This window comes from Nocardia sp. CY15 (assembly GCF_009829295.1).
GTDB lineage: Bacteria > Actinomycetota > Actinomycetes > Mycobacteriales > Mycobacteriaceae > Nocardia > Nocardia sputi.
Genome location: NZ_VUOT01000019.1, coordinates 20773 through 41425 on the forward strand (window position 1 = coordinate 20773; position 20653 = coordinate 41425).

Annotated in this window: 3 protein-coding genes; all 3 read left to right on the top strand. The window is 66.7% G+C overall.

Annotated elements, in window-relative coordinates:
• Positions 1 to 13 precede the first annotated feature (13 nt).
• Positions 14 to 1645: a WXG100 family type VII secretion target gene (locus GVY39_RS20425; RefSeq protein WP_159927067.1), complete on the top strand. Its 1632-nt coding sequence runs from the start codon at positions 14 to 16 to the stop codon at positions 1643 to 1645.
• A 9-nt stretch (positions 1646 to 1654) separates the two neighbouring features.
• Entirely contained in the window at positions 1655 to 18919 is a 17265-nt protein-coding gene (locus tag GVY39_RS20430) for a helix-turn-helix domain-containing protein (protein WP_159927065.1), read from the top strand.
• A 249-nt stretch (positions 18920 to 19168) separates the two neighbouring features.
• Positions 19169 to 20437: a hypothetical protein gene (locus GVY39_RS20435; RefSeq protein ID WP_159927063.1), complete on the top strand. Its 1269-nt coding sequence runs from the start codon at positions 19169 to 19171 to the stop codon at positions 20435 to 20437.
• The last annotated feature ends 216 nt before the right edge of the window (positions 20438 to 20653 follow it).

A 20653-nucleotide genomic window follows, 5' to 3' on the forward strand; every position in this document is an offset into this window, starting at 1 on the left:
AGGGGATCACGACGTGAACGGTGAAGTTCGGCTGGATCCGGATCGTCTGCGGAATCGAGGAGCGCGGCTGGCCGATCTCGGGGACCGCGTGGGACAAACTTACGCGGGCCTGCGCGATTCCCTCGCGCACGCCGAAGGCAGTTGGGGCGACGATGATCTGGGTGTCGCGTTCGCCAAGGAGTTCAAGCCGCATGCCGACCAGTTGCTGGCAAACCTTCGGGCAATGCGGGAGAGCCTGCACAGCACGGCCGCCGGAATAGTGGACGTCGCAGGCCAGTTCGAAGCACAGGACAGATACGGCGCCGGCCGGGTCGGCGCTACTGCCGCCAACCCGGACCCGATCGGCGAACCGGCGCCTCCACTGTCCGTTGGCAGCGTGGGCACGACCTCGCCCGCGGGCGCACAGCCACCCGTGACGTCCGATCCCGCGGCGACCTCTCCGGCAGGGGCAGACCCGGCCTATCCCACGAACCCGGCTTATCCCACGAACCTGTCGTCACCTACGAACCCGGCGTCTCCCACGCACCGGGCCGAGCCCACCGAACAACCCGCCTCCAGCGGAACACGGACACCGGACCCGTCCGGGGGGCGCTCCAAACCGGAGGGCGGTCCGCAACGAGATCCCTCGGATCGGGCAGCGCGCCGAGAGGCGGCCCCGAGAGTAGGCGGACCGGTCAGCGTCAACCCCGGAAAGCCTGCCGAAGACTCCTCGCGCCGTCCGCCGGCCTCCGCGGTGTTCCCCCTGGCCGCCACCCGGGATTCACCCCGTGCCCCAGCCGGGCAGCAGGCACGGGTCGGCCCGCCGGGCGGTGTGGGACGGCCGGACACTCCGTGGTCCGGGCAGCCGCCTAGAACGGCCGGACCACCCTCCGGTGCGGATCCGAGGCCCCCTGGTCCTCGGTTCGCTGCTCCGCCGCGCACGCAGAAGCCCGCCGACGAATCGCCGCACGGGCGTGATCGGGGTCGCTCCGGCGCGCGCCCGGGTACCCATCCCGTGATCGGCTGGCTGGCGCGGACGCTCGCCGAACACCACGACGTGCGGGTGGACGGATTCGATGCCCCCGGATTGCAGGTGCCGGCCATACGAGGATTCGTGGCCGCTGTGGACCGAGTGCTCACCGACTACCCGGTCGTCGCTGTCGATTTCGTCGCTGTGGCGGAGGTCGACGCCGAATCGGGGCCGGTGTGGTGGAGTCTCGAACCACGCCATACGCGGGGCATGGGCGCCGGTCGGTCGATAACCCTCGACCAGCGGACCGCGCAGGAGTCGGGGGGAGCGACCGGAACGGCGCAGTCCGACGCCGAGTCGCTGGAGCGGGAGATCTACCTGGCAACGCTCTGCGAATTCGGCCGGGCGCTCGACTCCGCCGGCGGCGGTCTCGCACGCAAGCGGGCACAGCGTGTCCTGATCGCGACGTACCTGCATCTGGAGGCGGAACCGAACAGCACGTTCGCCGAGGTGGTAAGCGGTTACCGGCGCTGGCGTGCCGAGTTGGCCGGGGACGTCGCGGACGCGGGCGGGTTCGACGTTTGCCGGGCCCTCGGCGCCGCGTTCGCCGATGTCGTGGTGCGCGGCGAGGAGGCGAGCCGCCAGGCGCGAGCACTGCACGCGGTGCTTGTCGACGCGACGTCGCAGCGGGGGTAGGCCGTGCCGGTGGACGGGTCGTGGTCGCTGAACCCGGTCGTGGAGCTGCGTACCCTGTTCGAGGGTTTGCCCACCGTGGTGCGGCGCCCGATCGAACTGGTGGTCTTCGGGGGAGACCTGCCGCGCGCCGACGTGTCCGGGATGCGGTGGATGGCCGCGGAGTTGCGGGCGAAGGCCGCCGCCATGAACGGTCATGCGGACGACGCACAAACTCTTCTGGCAGAGGAGGATTCGCTCGGCGCGCTGGGTGACCGAGTGCGCGAGATATTGGATCTGCACCGGGAGGGCGCGGCCAGGCTGCGGGAGGAAGCGCTGGCCTTGGCCGATCAAGCACACGCGGCCGCCAACGATGCGGAGAAGACGCTGTGTGTGATGTTCGCGTTCGGCGTCGAGTTGGCCTGGCGCATCTTCAGGACGCTGTCGGCAGCCGCCGCGGCCGGTCCGGCCGCTCAGGTTGCGGCGGCTCCGGTTGTGGAGTCGATGCTGGTCGAGGGCCGGGGCAGGGTCGCGCTGATGCGCGCGGGCCTCGAGCAGGCCTACAAGGTGGGCGCGGCGAGCACGGCGGCCCGACTGTCGGCGTTGGGGCCGGCCCGGTTCGCGGTGACGGTCGGCACGGCCGCCGCGCTGCCCGCCGGTGTGGATCTCGGGGTCCAGCTTGCGCAAGTCGCCTCCGGAGACCGGAATTCGACCGTCAAGGGCCCGAACGGGGAGAACCCGAGGGGTATCGACCTGAAGTCCGTCGCCGCCGCAGGAGTATCGGGTGCCGGCGGTGCGTTGGGCGGCATTGCCGCGGGCATGGTCGCCCCGAAGGTGTTTCCCCGTCTGGAGACCAGCCGCTGGGCGCTTGGGCTGGTGCAGGGCGTCGCGGGTGCGGTCTCCGGTCTCGGTGCGGCGGCATTGATCACGGGCTGGCCGGAACACTACGAAGACGTTTTAGCGTCGCTGCTCAGCGGCGGATTCGCCGGAGTCGTGGATGTCCACAGAGGGGGCCACTCGGATCTCGGTTCCCCCGTGGGAAAAGTGGTCGATGGCAGCGTGGCCCACGTGCCTCCGGATCCTTCGACGGTGAGTCTGAGCAAGGATGCCGTGATGCGGCTGACGGGGGCTCCTCAGGGGACGAAATCGCTGGTGCCCGCTCCACCAGCTCCGGTTGACAACACCGGCGGCATCACCCCGCAGCCCGCGAACCCGGCCTCACCCGGCCCCGCTACGGGCGCCGGAGCATCGCAGGCTGAAGAGAACTCGGTTTCGTCGAGGCCGCCGGGAGCGACGGGCGATGGACAGCACGAGCCCGACGAGGCGGGAGACCGCTTGCGGCACCTCGCCGATTCGGGATCAGGTGAGCGGGCTCCGGCTTCGGATGCCCACGCGAATGGTCAGGCGGGGACGGCCGGGCAACCAGGAGACTCCAACTCGCCCGCACGGCAGGGTGACCGGGCAGCCGCAGACCGGGTCGGCGATCGTGCGCGCGGTGTAGACCCTCCTGCGGGTGCTGATGAACCCTCCGGTCGCGGTTTGCAGACCGGTGGGGATGCGCAGGGCGGTAGTGGCCCTGTGCAGACCGGTGACCGTGCGCGCGGCGATGACGGTGCGCATGGCGGTGATATGCACAACGACGGCGGTGCGCAGGCTGGTAGCGCCGGGATATCGCAGACCAGGGACGGCGGGCAGGCCGATAGTGGCGGCGGTGCGCAGGCCGGCAATGGGCAGGCCGGTGGGGGCGCGCACGGTGCTAGTGGTGGCAATGGGCAGCCCGGTGGCGGCGCACACGGTGCTGGCGCTGGTGCTGGTGCGCAGGCTGGGCGTGGCTTGGCTTCCGGTGCGGTCCTGTCGAGCGCGGGGGGCGACCACTCCGATTCGGGGCCGCGGCAATCGGGAGATCACGGCGAGGGCGACGCGCATGTGACCGGTCGTGGCCGGAATGTCTGGGCTCCGGCCGGCGACGGTGCGGCTGGGCACGAGCCGGCGGTTTCGCGGCCGGGGCCGAAATCGGCGAAGGTCGATCCTCCGGTGGAGGTGGGCGATGCCGGTCCTCACAGTGCGGGCGATGAGGGCCCGGCGCGGGTCACGGCGCCGAAGCAGACGGACATACCGTCGGCGCACGAGCCGCCGGTGGAACACTCCGCGGATGCGGCGCCCGCCGACGATCGCCCATCCGTGCACGACGCACCCGACCGCCCGGTGGGGGAGCTGGCGCAGGAGTTGGTGGGGTTGCCTTCGGCAGATCCGGCGACGAAGCGGGACCTCACCGCCGAGCAGCAGGCTCAGTTCAAGGCGGCGGCGAAGAAAGCGCTGGCGGTCTATCGGTTGCGGCAGGAGGAGCTGGCCGGTGAGTCGTGGGAGCAGCGCAGGCACGCGATGGAGCACGGCGATCGGGCGGAATCGCTGCTGCGGTACATCGACGCGGTGCGCGAGGGAACCGGGAAGACGCCGCGGTGGAATCAGATCAAGGCGTTCCTGCTCGGCGAGCACGGCTTCATGCGTCAGATGGGCACGGGGCAGGGCAAGTCCATGGTCGGTGCGCTGGATACGTTGCGGCAGTTGTCGCGTGGAGAGCCGGTGGAGGCCGCGAGCGGTAAGTCGGTGCGGGTGCATCATGTGATCACCACGACCGAGGTGCTGGCCAACGAGGGGGTGCGGGAATTCGCGCCGATGCTGCGCGGTCTCGGGTATGAGGTGGCGCGCTGGGATCCGCACGACCCGCCGGGCGAGACGCAACGCCCGACTGTCTACTACATGACCTACGACGAGCGTGCGACCGCCGAGCTGTTCGACCGGCCGCCCCCGGGGAAAACCGCGACCATCGATGAGGCGGACGCGGTGCTGGTGCACAACCAGACGGTGCACTACCAGTCCGAGGGGCAGCGGGAGATCGCCTCGGAGGTGGAGGCCGCCGGGGTGCACCGGGTGCGTGACTTCTTGAAAGCCGTCTTGCGCAGCCGAATCACCGCGGCGAAGGACCTGTCGATGCATCTGGAAGAGGCACTCCACGATGGGCCGCTGACAGTGGAGGAGGCCGGGGCCGTACGGGCGCTGTCGGCGGTGGAGGTCGGGGCGGCACGGACGCTGACGGCGCGATTGCTGCGCGAACAACCCGAGCAGTGCCTGGACACGGTGAGCCGGTTGTGGGAAAGCTACGCCGGACGGAAATTCACCGCCGAGGAAACCGAGATGGCCCGTGCCTTCCTGGACGTCAAGGCGGGCCGGTTGAAACTGGATCGGGATTTCCAGATCTTCGGAGAGGATTCCGAGAAGAAGGTACAGATTCTCGACGAGTACGGGAAGCCGCGAAGCGATCCGAAGATCGGCACCGAGAGCCGGTGGTTCGGAGGCCGCCACAAAATGGTGGAAGCGATGTTCGGTGCCCCGGTGTATTCCGATGGGACGGGATCGAAACAGGTGACCGTGGAGGACGTCCTCGGCAGGTACGAACATCTGCATCTGATGTCGGGCACGCTGGAGCGGACCGCGGCGGAGATCAAGGAGAACTTCCCTGTCGAGGGTGGTTTGGCGAAGGTGGAAGACTTCGGCCGGTCGAAACTGGCGGGGGAGCAGGATCGGATATTCCTCACCGAGCCGGAGAAATTGCGGGATGCGGTGGGCCGGGTGCGGCAGTTGCAGGCAGCGGGGCGGCCGGTGCTGGTGATCTGCCCGTTCAACGATCTGGCTCGGAAATTCTCGCTGATGCTGACCAAGGCGGGCGTGGAGCACAATTCGATCGATGCCCGGTGGTTCGCCGAGCACCGCGACAACAACGCCGCCGAGGAACACCTGCTGTCGGTCAAGGACACCGCGGGTGTCCGGGGCGCGGTGACTGTCGGCACGGGAATGCTCGGCCGGGGTTTCGACGTGTCGATCAGCGACGAGGTCAATGAGCTGGGCGGGGTACACGCGCACATGCTGGGGCGTTCGCCGACCAATCCGGACGAGGACCATCAGTGGTCGGCGCGCGCGGGCCGCAACGGCCGCAACGGCAGCTTCTGTTTCAACGTCGCCGCGTCCGACCGCCTCTACAGCGAGGCGCAACAGCAGGGTGCGCGGGTCGCGGTCACCCACTACCGGGCCGCGGTGGCCAAGCACGCCGAGGCCACCGCCGAATACACCGAAACCGTCCGTCAGGTAGGTGACCCGGATGCGGCGCAACCGCAGAAGTCCGTGCAGGCGGCGCGGACGAAGGTCGCGGCCACCGCGGCCGATGTCGCCGCGGCCGAGCGGGAGATGCGCAGCCTGACCACCCCCTTGCAGAACGACGCGGCCGACCGCACGTATCTGCAGCGTGCGATGCGCCGCGCCAACCAAGCCCACGCGCCCCCGGCCGCAGAAGATCTCGCCGCCACCTCGCCCCAGTCCACCGTCGCTGCGGACCTCCTCCACACCGGGCCGGGCACTGCCCATGCTGCGGCGGGCGTTGACCCGACCGGGGCAGACCCTGGCCGGACCAGGTCGGACACCGGCCACGCCGGGGCGGACAAGGACCGCGTCGTGATGGAGGCGGTGCACGTCGGGCCTGACGCCGTCCAACCGCACCTGCGGGGGGACCGGTTCGCGCGGCTGGCCGGGTGGCTGGGGATTCCCGCATCGGTCCAGGCGGCCGCGGCCATGTTCGACACCGACGATGACGACGACCCGCTGAGCCGACTGCTGGAACGAGCAGGCGTCTCATCCGCCGCTGTGGAAGCGCTGAACCAGCACCTCGACCACGCCGCGCCCGCGGTGGTGATGCGGGCGGACACCCTCAGCGACGAGCAGGCACTGAATCATCTGATGCCCCAGCGCAATCGGCTGGCCGCCGAACTCGGCTGGGAACCCGCTCAGGTCGCAGGCGCGGAGGGCGTGCGCCAAGTCGGTGCCGCCGTCGACACCGCCCGCAAAGAGCTGGCGGACCTGCTGGACGTTCCCGCCACCGAGGTGAACACCGCCACCGCCCGCGACGGGCTCGCCGACGCGGTCGCCCGCCTGCTCGCCCCCACCGAAACCGCCGACGACCCGGCCACCGAACTCCTCGTGCTCGCCGCCTCCACCTACCTGGCCGTCACCGCCCTGCTCGACCTCGCCGTCGCCATCCACCAGCGCAGCCCGAAGAGCTGCGTCAACAACGGCGTGACGATGATGCGGGTGCTGTACCCCGACAGCGAGCACGCCTACCATCTGCCGGACGACATGCCACTGCGGGGCCACGACGAAGAAGACACCGAGCGGGCCTTCGGCGGCGCCTTCCGGGCATTCGGGTCGCTGGACGCGGCCGCCGAATCGCTGAAAGATCGTCCCGGGGGTAGCCAGGCGCTGGTCTATAGGTGGATGAACAAGGGGGAAGTCGAAAGCCACCTGGTGCTGCTGGTCAACGACAGTGACCGAGCAGATGCCCCGAACCTGGTCGTCTTGGACATCGCGGCCGCCCCCGGAGAGACTCCGATCACTCCGGCAGATCTGGCAGGTCGGCCCGCGCTGCTGAACAAGGCAGTCCCGTTCCAGCAATGGCGGCGTGAGCAGCAAGCGTTCATCGACCGACTGAAGGAGGCCGATCGCGCCGTTTTCGCCATCGAGTTCGACAACAAGGGCCAACCCCTCGCCCGCCTTTCCGCAACACAGCGCTCTGCTGTCGCCTCCCGGGACCCAGGACTTCCTCCGCCATCGCTCTGGTCGAGCCGTGCCCCACCGCTGCGGCGGAAGATGTTCGCGCTCGCCGGCGCTCGCCCGCCCGGCGACGGCCCGTCACCGGACAGCTCCGTCCCGGCCGATACGACAGAACCGGACACGCAGTCGTTGAACGTCGACTCCGGTTCGGCGATGCCGCACGACGATCCGGAAAGTCGCGGCACGGATGCGGGCTCCATGCAAGGCCGCGTCGGCAGCAGGCCCCCAGCGGGACGCGACCGCGAGTCGACATGGTCGGCCGGTACTGCGCCGCTGGATTTCCGGACCACGCGGGCGGAGGTTCATGCCAGGACCGGGGCCGAGGTCGGAGACGGTCTGGCGACGCTCGAGACGTTCGTGGCGATGCGCGATGGCGCTCCGGTCCATCCCGGGGGCGGTGCGGACGCGGGGGATCTCACCGATGAGCAGATGGCGGGGCCTGCTCTCGTTCCCGAGCAGCTTCTGCTCACCCAAGAGCATGCGGACGCACTGTCGGATGCCCTGACCGAACGCGATCAGGCAGTCGACCGGATCACCGATCAGGTGTGCGAATTGGAGCACGTGCTCGCGGCATTGGTCGGTGAATCCGGAACGGTAGACATGGTGTCTCTGACCGGTGTCCGCGATGAACTGAATACATTCTTGGACCAGCAGTTGGCCGCATACGCCGAAACTCCAGAGGGACGGCGTGACCAGATGATCGCGACCCTGCGTCAGGTTACCGCGAAGCCGCGTCTGGACGATCGAGATATTCGAGTACTGAACGAGATAATGCCGGCCAAGCACGGTGGACTCGCCGCGTTGCTTCCCGGGGCGAGAAATCGTTATGCCCAGGCGTTACACACCGCGGCCCGGGTTCGGCTCGCGGAACTGGATTCGCATCGGGTGGACGCCTTCCGAGTCGATGACGCGATGCGGCGTTTGCAGCGCGGAATTCGAGGTCAGCTCGACCACGCGGCAGAGGTGCTCTTTGAGCGCGGGTCGCGTCGGACGGTCCAGGGTTTGCTCGACGACATCGATTCGATGCGGTCCAAAATATCGGCGGCGCGTCGGAATATCAGCGCTGGATGGCACGATATCCCGGGCGACGGGCTGGCGCCGCTGCTATCGGAGATCGCCCGAGGTCTGCGTACCAGAGACGATGTAGTCGAAGCAGTAGCCGCCATTGCCGCGCCCCGGCACATCGCCGTGATCGTTGATGACGCACTGAGGATGGTCGAACAGTCCGCGGTCGGCATATTCGCCGAATCCTCGATGCGGGGTTTCGTGTTCCGCGATCAGGAGGCTCGGCGCGTCAGGGCCTTGGAGGAGACCGTAGCCCGCGTGCGCACCACAGTGGGCATTCCCCAGACTGCCCCCGATCTGTACACCCGAGTAGTGGATAAGTCGGCGGAGCACCGATCGGATCTCAGCACCTTCGTGGATCCGGCCGACACACTGTACCTGCACTTCACCCCGAACATTCGGGCAATCGCCACAGCGGGCATGATCCGGTCCGGCGCACACGACGAGATCATCAACACCACGGCCGGCCATTCCCTCGGGGTGCATTTCATCAAGCCGGGGAACTGGCAGGGGACGGAAAACTTCAACATGTATGTCGGATACGCCGGACTCCGCCGCACACTCGCAACCGGAAACGGCACTGTACTGCCTGACCCGCTCGGCGCGATCGTCGTTATGCCACTCGGCGCGATCACGAAGACAACGCCGATACGCAACGAGGCCAAGACGACCGCACCGGACGAGGCTCATCTGGCCAGCGACGCCACATTCCGTCCTTTGGACGGGAATCCCAGTTACGCCTACCCTCTCGACGACGCCTACATCATTCCTTGCTACAGCAATCTGCAGGTCCCTCAGGAGCAGCGTCTGATCATCGACCCCGACACTGGGGAACGAAACGTGCGACCGATTGCCGAGCCGATCCGCGACGCCTTTCGCCGCGCCGGGTACGAGGAGGCTTGGATCGACCGGCACGTCATCGAGCTACCAGAACGCATCGCAGCGGACCCTGACACTCGCGTCCTCCACGGGGAGTACGACCGTACAAAAAGGTTGATCCGGCAGGCCCAGGACGAGATCAAACGGCGGATGGCCGAGGACGGGACGTACACGGATCGACTCGTCGTTCCATTGACCACCGAGCACGGGCGGCAATTCGAGACCCTCGATCTGCACGGCACAACGCGGCAGGGTTACCACTCGACATCCGCTCTTGCCATCGAACGGCTGATTGTCACTGACCGGCGCCCGCCGGTCGGTGACGCGGAGAAACCGCGGAGCGAACGTACCCGGTGGACTCGGAGCGACCAGCCGGATAGAGCACCCGACCAGCAGGAACAGCGCACCCGACCGCACGGACTCGACGGTCCCATCGGCAGCCGGCCGTCGTCCGACGTCACCGCGAGCGAGCAGAACCGGCCCACGCCGTGGAGCACAGCGAGGACGGAGCCGGATCAACCGCCGATTCCACCGGCGTCGCCCGGCGATTCCGTGCCGGGTGAGGACACTACCGGACCGGGCGAATTCATCGGGAGCAGACCGCCCAGCCCGGGTGAGGCCGCAGGCAGGCCGACGCCGTGGGCGCGGCACACGGTCCCGGAGGCGTTGATCGAGCAACCCGACGGGTCGGCTCCAGCGGCGTGGCCGACCCCGAACGGCACCGAGCCGTTCCGGCGGTGGTCGAAGGATGCTCGCCTTGCTCGCGGACTGACTCAGGCCCAATTGGCCGCTCGCATGGGCGTGCCGAATTCGGCGACATATATCGGTTCGCTGGAGCGTGGGGTGACGATCACGCGGGATATGGCGGTGCGTCTGCTGGAAGGTCTGGGCGCTCCCGCCGAAGTGGCGGAGTCAGTACTGCGCGAGTACTTCCCGGACGAACACGGCGAGTTTCCTGATCCCCGGTCCGACCGGTTCCGCCATCCCAAGGACTGGATCATTGCCGCTCGCACGAGTAAGGGACTGTCACGCACGGAGTTGGCCGCGCGCGCAAGTGTGGGCCTGACCGGTTTGAGCCAGAAAGAACGCGCGGAGAACCCCCGGGGCGAGTTCGGCATGAACCCGGATTACGCGCTGCGCCTGCTCGCCGGACTGGACGCACCGGGCGATATCGCCACGGCGTTCATGAGTCGCTTCTATCCCGACTGGGAAGCCGCAGCGCGGGCCGACGGGCCACGAAGCGGCGGGCCTGACGGATTCATCGGCAGCCGGCCCTTGGACGACACGTCGGGGCGGGCCGGAGCCCCCGCCGATCTCATCGGCCCGGTCGACGAGCGCGCTGGGCTGCCCACCTACACCCCGCCCGATGCCGCGATGCGCATGCGGGCCGATCGGGTATTGCGTGAGCATTGGGGTGCCGGGACGAGCCCCGACGATCTGGTGTACCGATGGCGGCGATCCACCGCGAAACGCGCGGCGGCCGCCGCTGAAGAATGTGCCGAGCACGCGGCCCGGAACGCGCGTCTGACTCGTAACCTCGGCGTGGAGGAACTGCGAGCGCTGGCGCGGGTGTGGCCGGAATTCGTCGGCAAGGCAGGCGGATTCCCCAGCGGTGTGCGCGACGAGGCCAATCGCTGGGCTTTCGCGAAAGCGCGGTCCACACTTGAGCGCGCGGCGACGACCCGGCTGACCGGTCGCGAGCGGGAGCTGCGGGAATATCTGCTGAACGTCGAGGATTTGTTGATCCGTGCGGGTCAGCGGGCCGCGACGATCGAGACGCCAGGAGTCCCGGCGCCGACCGTGCTGCTCGAGCGGTTCGATACCGATGATTCGGGTGCCGGCTCGATCGTGATCTCGTTCGGCAGTGGAGAGCCCGTCGCGGAGGCCTGGCACGTAGACGGCACCGACCGTGATCTGCGCCGCCTCGATCAGCGAATGCAGTTGGCGTGCAACCATTATGAGGTCTCGGTGCGGGAGAACCCGGAGCGCCCGGTCAGGGTTGTGGTGTGGTCCGGGACCGACGGTCACCGCCTGGCCGGCGATATGGCGGCGCTGTCCGCTGACGTGGCCACGGGCTCAGCGCCGCATCCGGCGGACCGCCCGGAACGCCAGTTGGTTGTACACGGCAACGGCGGTCGACCCGCGAAGAAGGCTCTGGCGCACGACTGGGCCGCCCGTACTTTCGGCACGGTGGTGGTCTGCGGCGAGTCGAATCTGAAGACGATGGGTGACGCGCTGACGGGCATCGCATCGTCCACCGACGTGTACTACGGGATCGAATCCCGCGCGAGCACCCTAGAGAAAGGGAAGGCTCTGCCAGGCGTGCGGTTCGCGTGCCGGTTCCCCACCGGCGATGCGGGACGTACGAACGTCGTGCTCAAGGACATGCGTGACAGAGCGCAGAGATACGAGAAGGAGCCGTTCGAGGAGGGTAAGCCGATCGATGACGAATTCCTTTTGTATGTCGACGATCGCACCAAGGCGCCGACGGAGTCGCTGGACAATATGGGCCGCATCCTGGCCGGTCGCGCGGACCGGGTCGCGCGCCATGATCCCGTGCAGAATGGACGGCTCCGCTTCGCGGAATGTATCGAACGCGCCGTCGATGTGCAGAGCGAGTCCGTCTATGCCGACATCCTGCCGCGTGATCCGCACAGCGGCGTGCCCACACTGAGCGAGACCGGCAGCGACGCCGCTCTCGCCCGGAGCGCGATACAGAAGCGTGGCGGCCCGGGTGCGGGGCCCGAAGTCCTGCTGCATCGGGGTCTGCCGGACGACTTCACGAGGGCCGGTCGACTCGCGGTCGACAACAAACGGTGGTGGAACTCGCTGCATCGTGACGAGCAGCGCGCGATCGTGGCGATCCACCCCCAGGTCGTGGGCAAGGCCCCGGGACTTCCGTTCGAGGTGGCGAACTACGCGAACGACTACCGGCGATATGCCACCGCCTCCGCTATCCGTGCGAAAGGCAGGAAGAACGCGAGTCGAATCGAGCGCCAGGTCTTCAGGAACCTGTACGCGGTCGAAGAGGCACTCGCCCGTTCGGTCACAGTGCACCGCGACATCCCTCCGCCGGTCGTGACCACGGTGGCGTTGGACCCGGAGGCGTTCGGAGGCAACGGATCCGGCACGTTCGTCATCGGCAACTGCCGGCTCGAGGAAGCCGAACATGTGGTCTGGTACGTGGACGGTGTCGACACACGGCTACAGTCGGCGCCGACCCGCCTGGCGAGTGCGCGAAATCTCTACGAGGAATTGGTGCGGGCGGATCGTTCCACCAAAGTCGCCGTGGTGTGCTGGATCGGTTACGAAGCGCCCGCCAACAACAAGGAAGCGTGGGCCTCCAGGCCCGAACTGGCAGAGGCCGGTGGCAGGCTGTTCGCACGCGACGTGCTGGCTTTGCGTGCGGTGATCAGCGCGAGAATGTCCAAGCTCGGTTACAGCTATGGGACCCCGGTCGTTGCCGAGGGCGGTGTCGGAGGCCGGTTGGACGGTGTATTCCAATACGGCGTGGTCGTGGGCTCGCCCGGGCGTGGGCTACGGTTCGACAGCGCTACGGACGCCAGCTGTCGCAATACTTGGGTGCTGGCCCAGTCCGACGACCCGGTCACCGGTTTCGGCGGGGATGCGCCCGATGCGCGTGGCCGCTTGCTCGGTGACGGGCCATTGGGGCTGGGGACCGATCCGGCCACCGACACCAATGCGACGCGAGTGCGTGCCGAACGCGGGTTCCCCTATTCGCTGGCTCCGTTCGACGGGCACGGCGAGTACCTGCAGTATTCGTTGGTCGGTGCCGCACAACCCACGGAGTCGTTGCGGCACGTAGCGTGGTGCCTCGCCGGACGAGGTGATGAGGTGCCCACGGAGCAGCACCGACCTACTGTGCACAATCCGACGGCGATGCATCGCGTCCTGGCGAGGGTGGTCGACGCGGCCCGTGATCGCCGTGCGCCGCAATTGGACGCGGCACTCCCAGCACCGGGCGGTCATCCATCCCACAGCGACCTGCGGCGACCTGCGGGAGTGGCGGCCGATGGGGGCGGTGGGCTGCGGCCGGGTCCGGTCGAGGCAGCCGGTGCGGCAGCGGCTTCGTCCGACGTGCGGGTTGGGCCGAAGCTCGCGGTGCAACTCGGCAAAGGCGGGCTCGCGGACGCCGGGCGCGCGTGTACTGACGCCCTGGGTATCGGGGTGAACGCGATCGTCGTGGAGGTGGGCCGGGCTGCCGCGGATATGGCTGCCCTCGACGTTTTGTGCCGGTCGGCGGCCTTCGAGGATGCGGCGCTGTCGGTGGAGGTACCCGCAGGACCCGCCTGGTCCGAGTCGGAGGTCAGGGCGAAGGTGGCGGAGATCGCGGCCACGTTGAAGCGGCACGGCATACGAGGCGAGCTGCACGCGTTCGACAGGAGGGTATTGACGGCAGCCGCTGAGCTGGCGCCGGACTGGCAGCGTGTGGCGATGGTCAACATGCTGACGGTGGCAGGCAAGGGGATGCGTGTCGCCACCGGTTGGATGGCTCGCGCCCTGCGGCCGGGCGCCGAGAAGATCGACGCCATCCTCGATGATGCGCACCGTGCGGGGGCTACCGGTGTCGCCATCCCGTACCCACTGCTGTCCGAGGATTTCGTGCGGCAGACCACCGCGGCGGGAATGCGCCTCGCGGTCTGGGGCGTAACCGGTTCCGTCCGGATGCGCGAAACGCTCAGGATGGACGTTGGCGAGATGTGGACGAGAACGACGAAAGCTCTCGCACTCCTGCGCGCGGAGGTCGCCGAAAGCGGATTACCGATACCCGCGGCGTCCGAATCTTCGACGCCGCCCGCCCGCTCGACACCCACCGCGCAAAACAGGCCGAACGATCATATCGGCAGCCGTCCGACGGGTTTCACGCCCGAACCAGGTGACCGGCAGCAGCCCGCCGAGGATCTCACCACGCGCGATGAACCCACCAGGCCCGATCCGGTCCACGCGACGCGAGAAGAACTCGCCGAGTGGGCAACTCAGCTGTCCGATCACGGCCTGCGAACCTTCCTTACCCGCGCCCAGACCGAGGCTTCGGCGCATATCGCGGACGTGCATCGCGGACAATCGCCCGCGCTGGAAGCAGCCATCGCCACGGCACGAGTGCAGACCGTATTGGTGATCGAACAGTTGCATCGAAGCGCCGCCGGTGGTTCCGGATCGCTGCTCGCCGCGGCCGACGCGGCGACCAATGTATTCGAGGTAATCGGAGCGCTCCACCTGGCCGACACGCGGTCGGCGTCCTATACCCACGATCTCGATGTACTGACCCGATTCCCGGAGCGATTGCGCGCAGTCGCCGAACTCGGGGCGGCGCGCTTCGTCGACGGCTCCGACTGGGCACGGGTTGCCGACGAGTGCCTCCTCGCGGGACGCGACAACGGCTGGGACGAAGAGCTGATCCAGTCGCTGCGTGCGCTGCCTGCGCAAGCAACCGAATTCGCTGCGGCGCTCACCGGCTCGGACCGGATCTTCGGCGACGCCGGCGGCCGATATATTCCGAACGCCTACCGGGCGGCGATGTACTATCTGACCCGCAGCCACGACACCGACGAGGCGATCAACCGGCTTCGCGAGCTGGACCACGCCGTCGCGGCGGCGGTGGTTCGCCTGGGGTCGACTCGGCCAGCCACCGAGGCAGGGCTGTCGCTGTTTCAACTGCGCCTGGATATCCACGCGGCAATCGCGTCCGCCGACGGCGCGGTCGCTCCGGCTATGCGATCCAGCGCCATGCGTGGCCTCGACCACGATCCGCTGCTACCGCAGACGATCGAGCGAATCGTGCTCGACCTCGGTGCCCTCGCCCGGCACGGCTCCGAAACACCGAGATCTATCCGACCGACCTACACCGCCTACCCCATCGCGTCCGAGTATTTGGTCGGGGCCTACGACGAAGACATTTTCCCCGTTATCGAAGCTCTGGCTTTCGCTATGCACGGAGGGGATTTCATCAAATCGACCGGTCCCTCGTCAGAGCTACTGCGGACCGGATCGGATGGTGTTTCCTTCGTGATGGATCAGTGGGGCCGCTTCCTGGCCGCGATCGACCACAATTCCCTGCTTCACCTGATGTCGGCTATGGGGGACGAGCTGGCCGGCTGGGGCACATTGTTCACCGACCAGAACGGACGGCTGGACGATCCGGTACGTCCCTATCGGGTGGACGAAATCTTCGATCCCATGGGTACCGCCCAACTGCGTGATGCGCTGACACGTGGCGGGCTCCGTCTCGATGACACCAACTTCGACAACGCGAGCCAGGGCAAACTGTGGCGCCACGATTCGACACCGGTGTCGGCGCTGTTCACCATGGAGCCGCTCGGCTTCCTGGGAAGCATCGAGTCGATGTTCGCTGCCTATGACGACGGTTTCTGGATAAAGCCTGTTCGCGGCGGAACGACACACAGCGCCGACGAGGTGCGAGTACCGCTGATCCTCGGCCCCCTTCGCCACGAACCCGGCAATCTCGAGGTTGCCGTATACCGGCAAGGCGACCAAACGATCGTCCGATATCGTGACCCCGACCCAGGCCCCGAACCCGATCGAGTCGCCCCCGTATTCGCCGAGTTCCATCAGCGCATGAACCGATGGGTGGCCGAATCCGACGGTGCCGAATGGCACCCCGACACCGCCCAGGTAGTTCACACCTTCGAACAACACCTCGGGCGATCGGTTTCCGGGCAAGACGGTCCCGATGGCTACATCGGCAGCCGTCCATCGGATTCAGCAGCCGATTCGAACGATCCGACCCGGCGTTCAAAGTCCGGCCCGGCCGATGCCACCGATCGCCCCGAGCCGTCGGGTACGGAGGAAACCACAAGCCTGCGATTCGAAACCGACAAGGTCGCGGAGACACCCGATGTGAAGCGAATCCAGACGATGCAGGGACGTCCGGGAGTCACGATCGAGTTGCTGACCTTCGAGGACGACACACATGTCCTGCGGGAGACCTACGACGACGTCGGCCAGGCCATGGCGGAGTGGACCAAAGCGGTAATAGGCCAGGCGATTGGTGCGCCGATCGCTGAGGTGCGCCTGGATCCACCGGCATACCATGTCCTCTACCGGGATTACGTGACCGAGGGGGCACGCAACAACCCTCGCGCAGTCGACCTGCTGGGCCTCTTCGCGGCGATCACCGGCAAGCCGAGCCCCTTCGCCGCCGCTTTCGTCCGCGACGTCGGTGGCCGCAGAGTGTGGCAGGACCATCACCTTGGTCGGCAAGACATCGTCGAGATCGGACGGCTGGTGAAGTCCGTCGGGGATTCGCTGGCACAGATACCATTTCCCCCGTCGATCTCGAGGACAGTGCTCGATACGCAGATGGCGGCTATGTCCGCGTTGCGCGAGGTGGCGCAGCACGCCGAGCATCCACTGCGGATGGCCGGGCTCGACGAGGAGGCACAGGCCAAGACCAGACTGGTCGCGAATTTCGAGCTCGATCACCCCTATATCGAGCTGTCCGGGCTCGTCAGTCCCCACATCCCGGCGGATACGGTCGGGGAAATCCTGGACAAATTGGATGACCTGCTCGTCAAGTATCGGTACGCTCCCGGATTCCGCAAGCTCATGACCAACATCCGCGTACTCGAAATCGATTTCGTGGCAGGAGCGCGCGCCACCGCTTCGAGTCAGCAGATGAAGAATCTCGAGACTGGCAAGCTTTCCCCCGCCCGAACTAAATTGACATTCAGCTTGCAGTATGCGGCCGATCGTGAGAAAACTGTCGCTGACAGCGATCGTCGTCGCCAATCCGGATCTCATCCGAGCAGTGCGCAAATATATGCAGACGATGTCTGCCACGAATTCGCCCACGCGATCGACCAAGCCGCGAACTATGAACTCAGCGATAATCTTTCTAGCGTACTGATCGACGCCCACGGAAAGCTGGAGCTGTACGGCTTGACCGAGAGTTACGTGGAATGGCGTAGTCGCTTGCCCTGGTTCGCCTTCGAAGATTCGACCAAGACCAGACTCGATTTCCGCGAGGCCATTGCGGTAGGATTTGCGGACGCGGAGATCAACGGACTTATCGTCGGCACGCCGCAATGGGTCATCCACCGTTACGTTACGACACTCCAATCACCGGAAATCAAGCCGGAACACCTCGAGCGATCGGCTTCCGAGCAACGCGGTCCCGCTGGCTACATCGGCAGTCGTCCAACGGATTCGGCAGCCGATCCCAATGATCCGATACGGCGTTCGTCGGTAGTGTTCGGACCGGATACGCCTACCTCGCTAATTCGTGCTTCTCTCGCGGAGTCGCTGAGTTTCCTCGGATTGGACGCCGCCTCGGTCGAGCCCCCCGCTGGACTGCTCGATATCGCTGCGTGCCTGGTGAACTACGGTATAGCGGCGGCGGATGGCGACAGCGTGAAGTTGCTTTTGTCGAGCAGGGGCAGCGACAAAGGTTTCACGGTCTCCGGAGCGCTGTCGGGATCTACGGTGGTGCGTGCCCGTAGGGCCCTGGAATCGGAGTTGCTGGGTAAAGGGTTCGGCACGTTCGAGTGGCGGGGTCGGGCAGGTGAAACGGATTCTTGGTTGGTTCATCTGTGGGGAGATCGAAAAAGCATCGTTCACGTAGACCCCGCGCAGTTGGCGGGGCTGGCAGAAGATTTCGGTGCGGATCAAGTGGGTTCGGCGGTATCCGCAGCGGTCGGGCGCGCATCACGACGGTGGGGTGGTCTGAAGCACACCGGCTCGCTGGCGGTCGAGCTGAACGATGGGCGGCTGCGGGTGCGAATGCTGGGGATCCGTCTCGTTGACGGCCTCGCTTACGAGCCTCCCACGTTGTTCGACGAAACCATCACCCGGCCCGGCGCGGACCGGCCCGGCGGGTTCATCGGCAGTCGGCCATCCGACTCCGCCGACGCGGCGGGGCTTTCCGCTGATTTGGCGCGCAACCGCGCGGACGCCGCAGCGCAGTTACGCGCGGCTGCGCAGCGATTCGGCGAGGAGCCACCCGTACGCGGTGCGGAGGCCGCGGCCATCGAGGCATGGCAGCACGCCCGGAAAGCGTCGGCCGCGACGATTGCCACGCTGACCGGGACGAACCCCGGTCTGGTGATGACACAGCTGAGCGAAGTGCTCAACCTGCTGCACAGGCGGTTGACCGCGCTCACCCAGCCGGAATGGCACCGACTGCTCAGCAGTGGCGGGCAGCAGCTGTCGACGGCGCTCGGTCCGTGGATCGGTCGCAGCCTCCGGCTGGAAGATGATCTCCAACGTGCCACGACACTGGCACTCGAAGGAACACCGGACAACGCGCTCAACAACTCGAATGCCGAACGGCGCACACAGCGCACACGAGATCTCGACGACATGCTCGGTCGCTCTGCCACCAGCTCCGGCGTGGCGGCGAATGCGGGTATGGACCTACCACAGGCACTCGAACGCCTCGCCGCCTCGATGGAGGAAACCCCGACTGGTCGCCTCCTGAACGCGCTGCTCGATCATGTGCGGTTCGCCCGGCTGATCCAGCTGACCACCACGTGGATGGAACTCGACGGATACATCACCGCGAACTTCGGCCGATTCGAGACACCGGAACAGTCGGGCGGTTCGTCTCCAGAGGAAGGCGATCGCACATCTGGGCTCATAGGGAACCGGCCGCAGGATCAGCCAGGTGATGCCGGACCGAATAACGCGGAGAAGTCGACGCCGTGGTCACCAGGCTGATTCCACCCATCGCCCCGGCCGTCGGGTATCACTTCATGGTCCCGACCGACCGACAGCGCATCTCCGGAACAAGCGACGTCGATCGAGTTTTCGCAACAGTTCTTTCCGAAGTCGGCAGCGGGATCCGGCACCGATGAGCCGAGCTCCGCGCGCCCTCCTGATTTCATAGGCAATCGACCTCCTGACGACGAAACCGCAAGCCTCGGAACCGAAATCGACAAGGTCGCGCAGGCACCCAGTGTGAAGCGAATGCAGGCGATGCAGGGACGTCCGGGAGTCACGATCGAGTTGCTGACCTTCGACGACAAGAAGGAGACACAGGTCCTCAGGGAGATCTACGACGATGCTGACCAGGCAATGGCGGAGTGGACCAAAGCGAAGATCGGCCGGGCCATGGGCGCGCCGATCGCCGACGTGTTGCTGGATCGACAGGATCCATACCATGTCCTCTACCGGGACTTCGTGCTCGAGGGGGCACGCAACAACCCTCGGGCAGTCGACCTGCTGGGCCTCTTCGCGGCGATCACCGGCAAGCCGAGCCCCTTCGCCGCCGCTTTCGTCCGCGACGTCGGTGGCCGCAGAGTGTGGCAGGACCATCACCTTGGTCGGCAAGACATCGTCGAGATCGGACGGCTGGTGAAGTCCGTCGGGGATTCGCTGGCACAGATACCATTTCCCCCGTCGATCTCGAGGACAGTGCTCGATACGCAGATGGCGGCTATGTCCGCGTTGCGCGAGGTGGCGCAGCACGCCGAGCATCCACTGCGGATGGCCGGGCTCGACGAGGAGGCACAGGCCAAGACCAGACTGGTCGCGAATTTCGAGCTCGATCACCCCTATATCGAGCTGTCCGGGCTCGTCAGTCCCCACATCCCGGCGGATACGGTCGGGGAAATCCTGGACAAATTGGATGACCTGCTCGTCAAGTATCGGTACGCTCCCGGATTCCGCAAGCTCACGACCAACATCCGCGTACTCGAAATCGATTTCGTGGCAGGAGCGCGCGCCATCGCCATCCGCGAGTATGTGGAGAATGACCCTGCCCTCTTCCAAACCATACTTACATTCAGTTTGCCGCATGCGGCCGATCGGATGCTGACTCTCGCTGACAGCGACTTCCGTCGCCTGAACGGCATGCATCCGAGCAGCGCTCAGATATACGCAGACGATGTCTGCCACGAATTCGCCCACGCCATCGATCAGGCCACCAATTATGAACTCAGCAAAAAGCTCGCCGCAGTATTGATCGCCGCCCACGGAAAGCTGGAGCTGTACGGCTTGACCGAGAGTTACGTGGAATGGCGTAGTCGCTTGCCCTCGTTCGCCTTCGAAGATTCGACCAAGACCGAACTCAATTACCCCGAGGCCATTGCCGTCGGATTCGCCGACGCGGAAATCAACGGTGCCATTGTCGGCACACCGCAATGGGTCATCCACCATTACGTTACGACACTTCAACGGCCGGAAATCAAGCGGGTACACTTCGCCATGTATCAGCAGGGCCTTCCCGATGGCTAGATCGGCAGTCGACCGCCCGAGCCCGCCGACGCGGATGGGCTTTCCGCTGATTCGGTGCGCAACCGAGCGGACGCCGGTTCGCCGATGTCGCAGCAGGATCGGTTCCGCCGCTGGTTCGAGATGCGAGGGCAGGAAGCCGAGGTGGTCACTCAGAGTGTCGCTCGATACACACAGATGACGCCTGCGGACGGTCGGCCGCGCACCAGCAAAGACGGG

Excerpts from the sequence above, each read along its gene's own strand:
- GVY39_RS20435 (WP_159927063.1), top strand. The coding sequence starts at position 19,169 with ATGCAGGCGATGCAGGGACGTCCGGGAGTCACGATCGAGTTGCTGACC.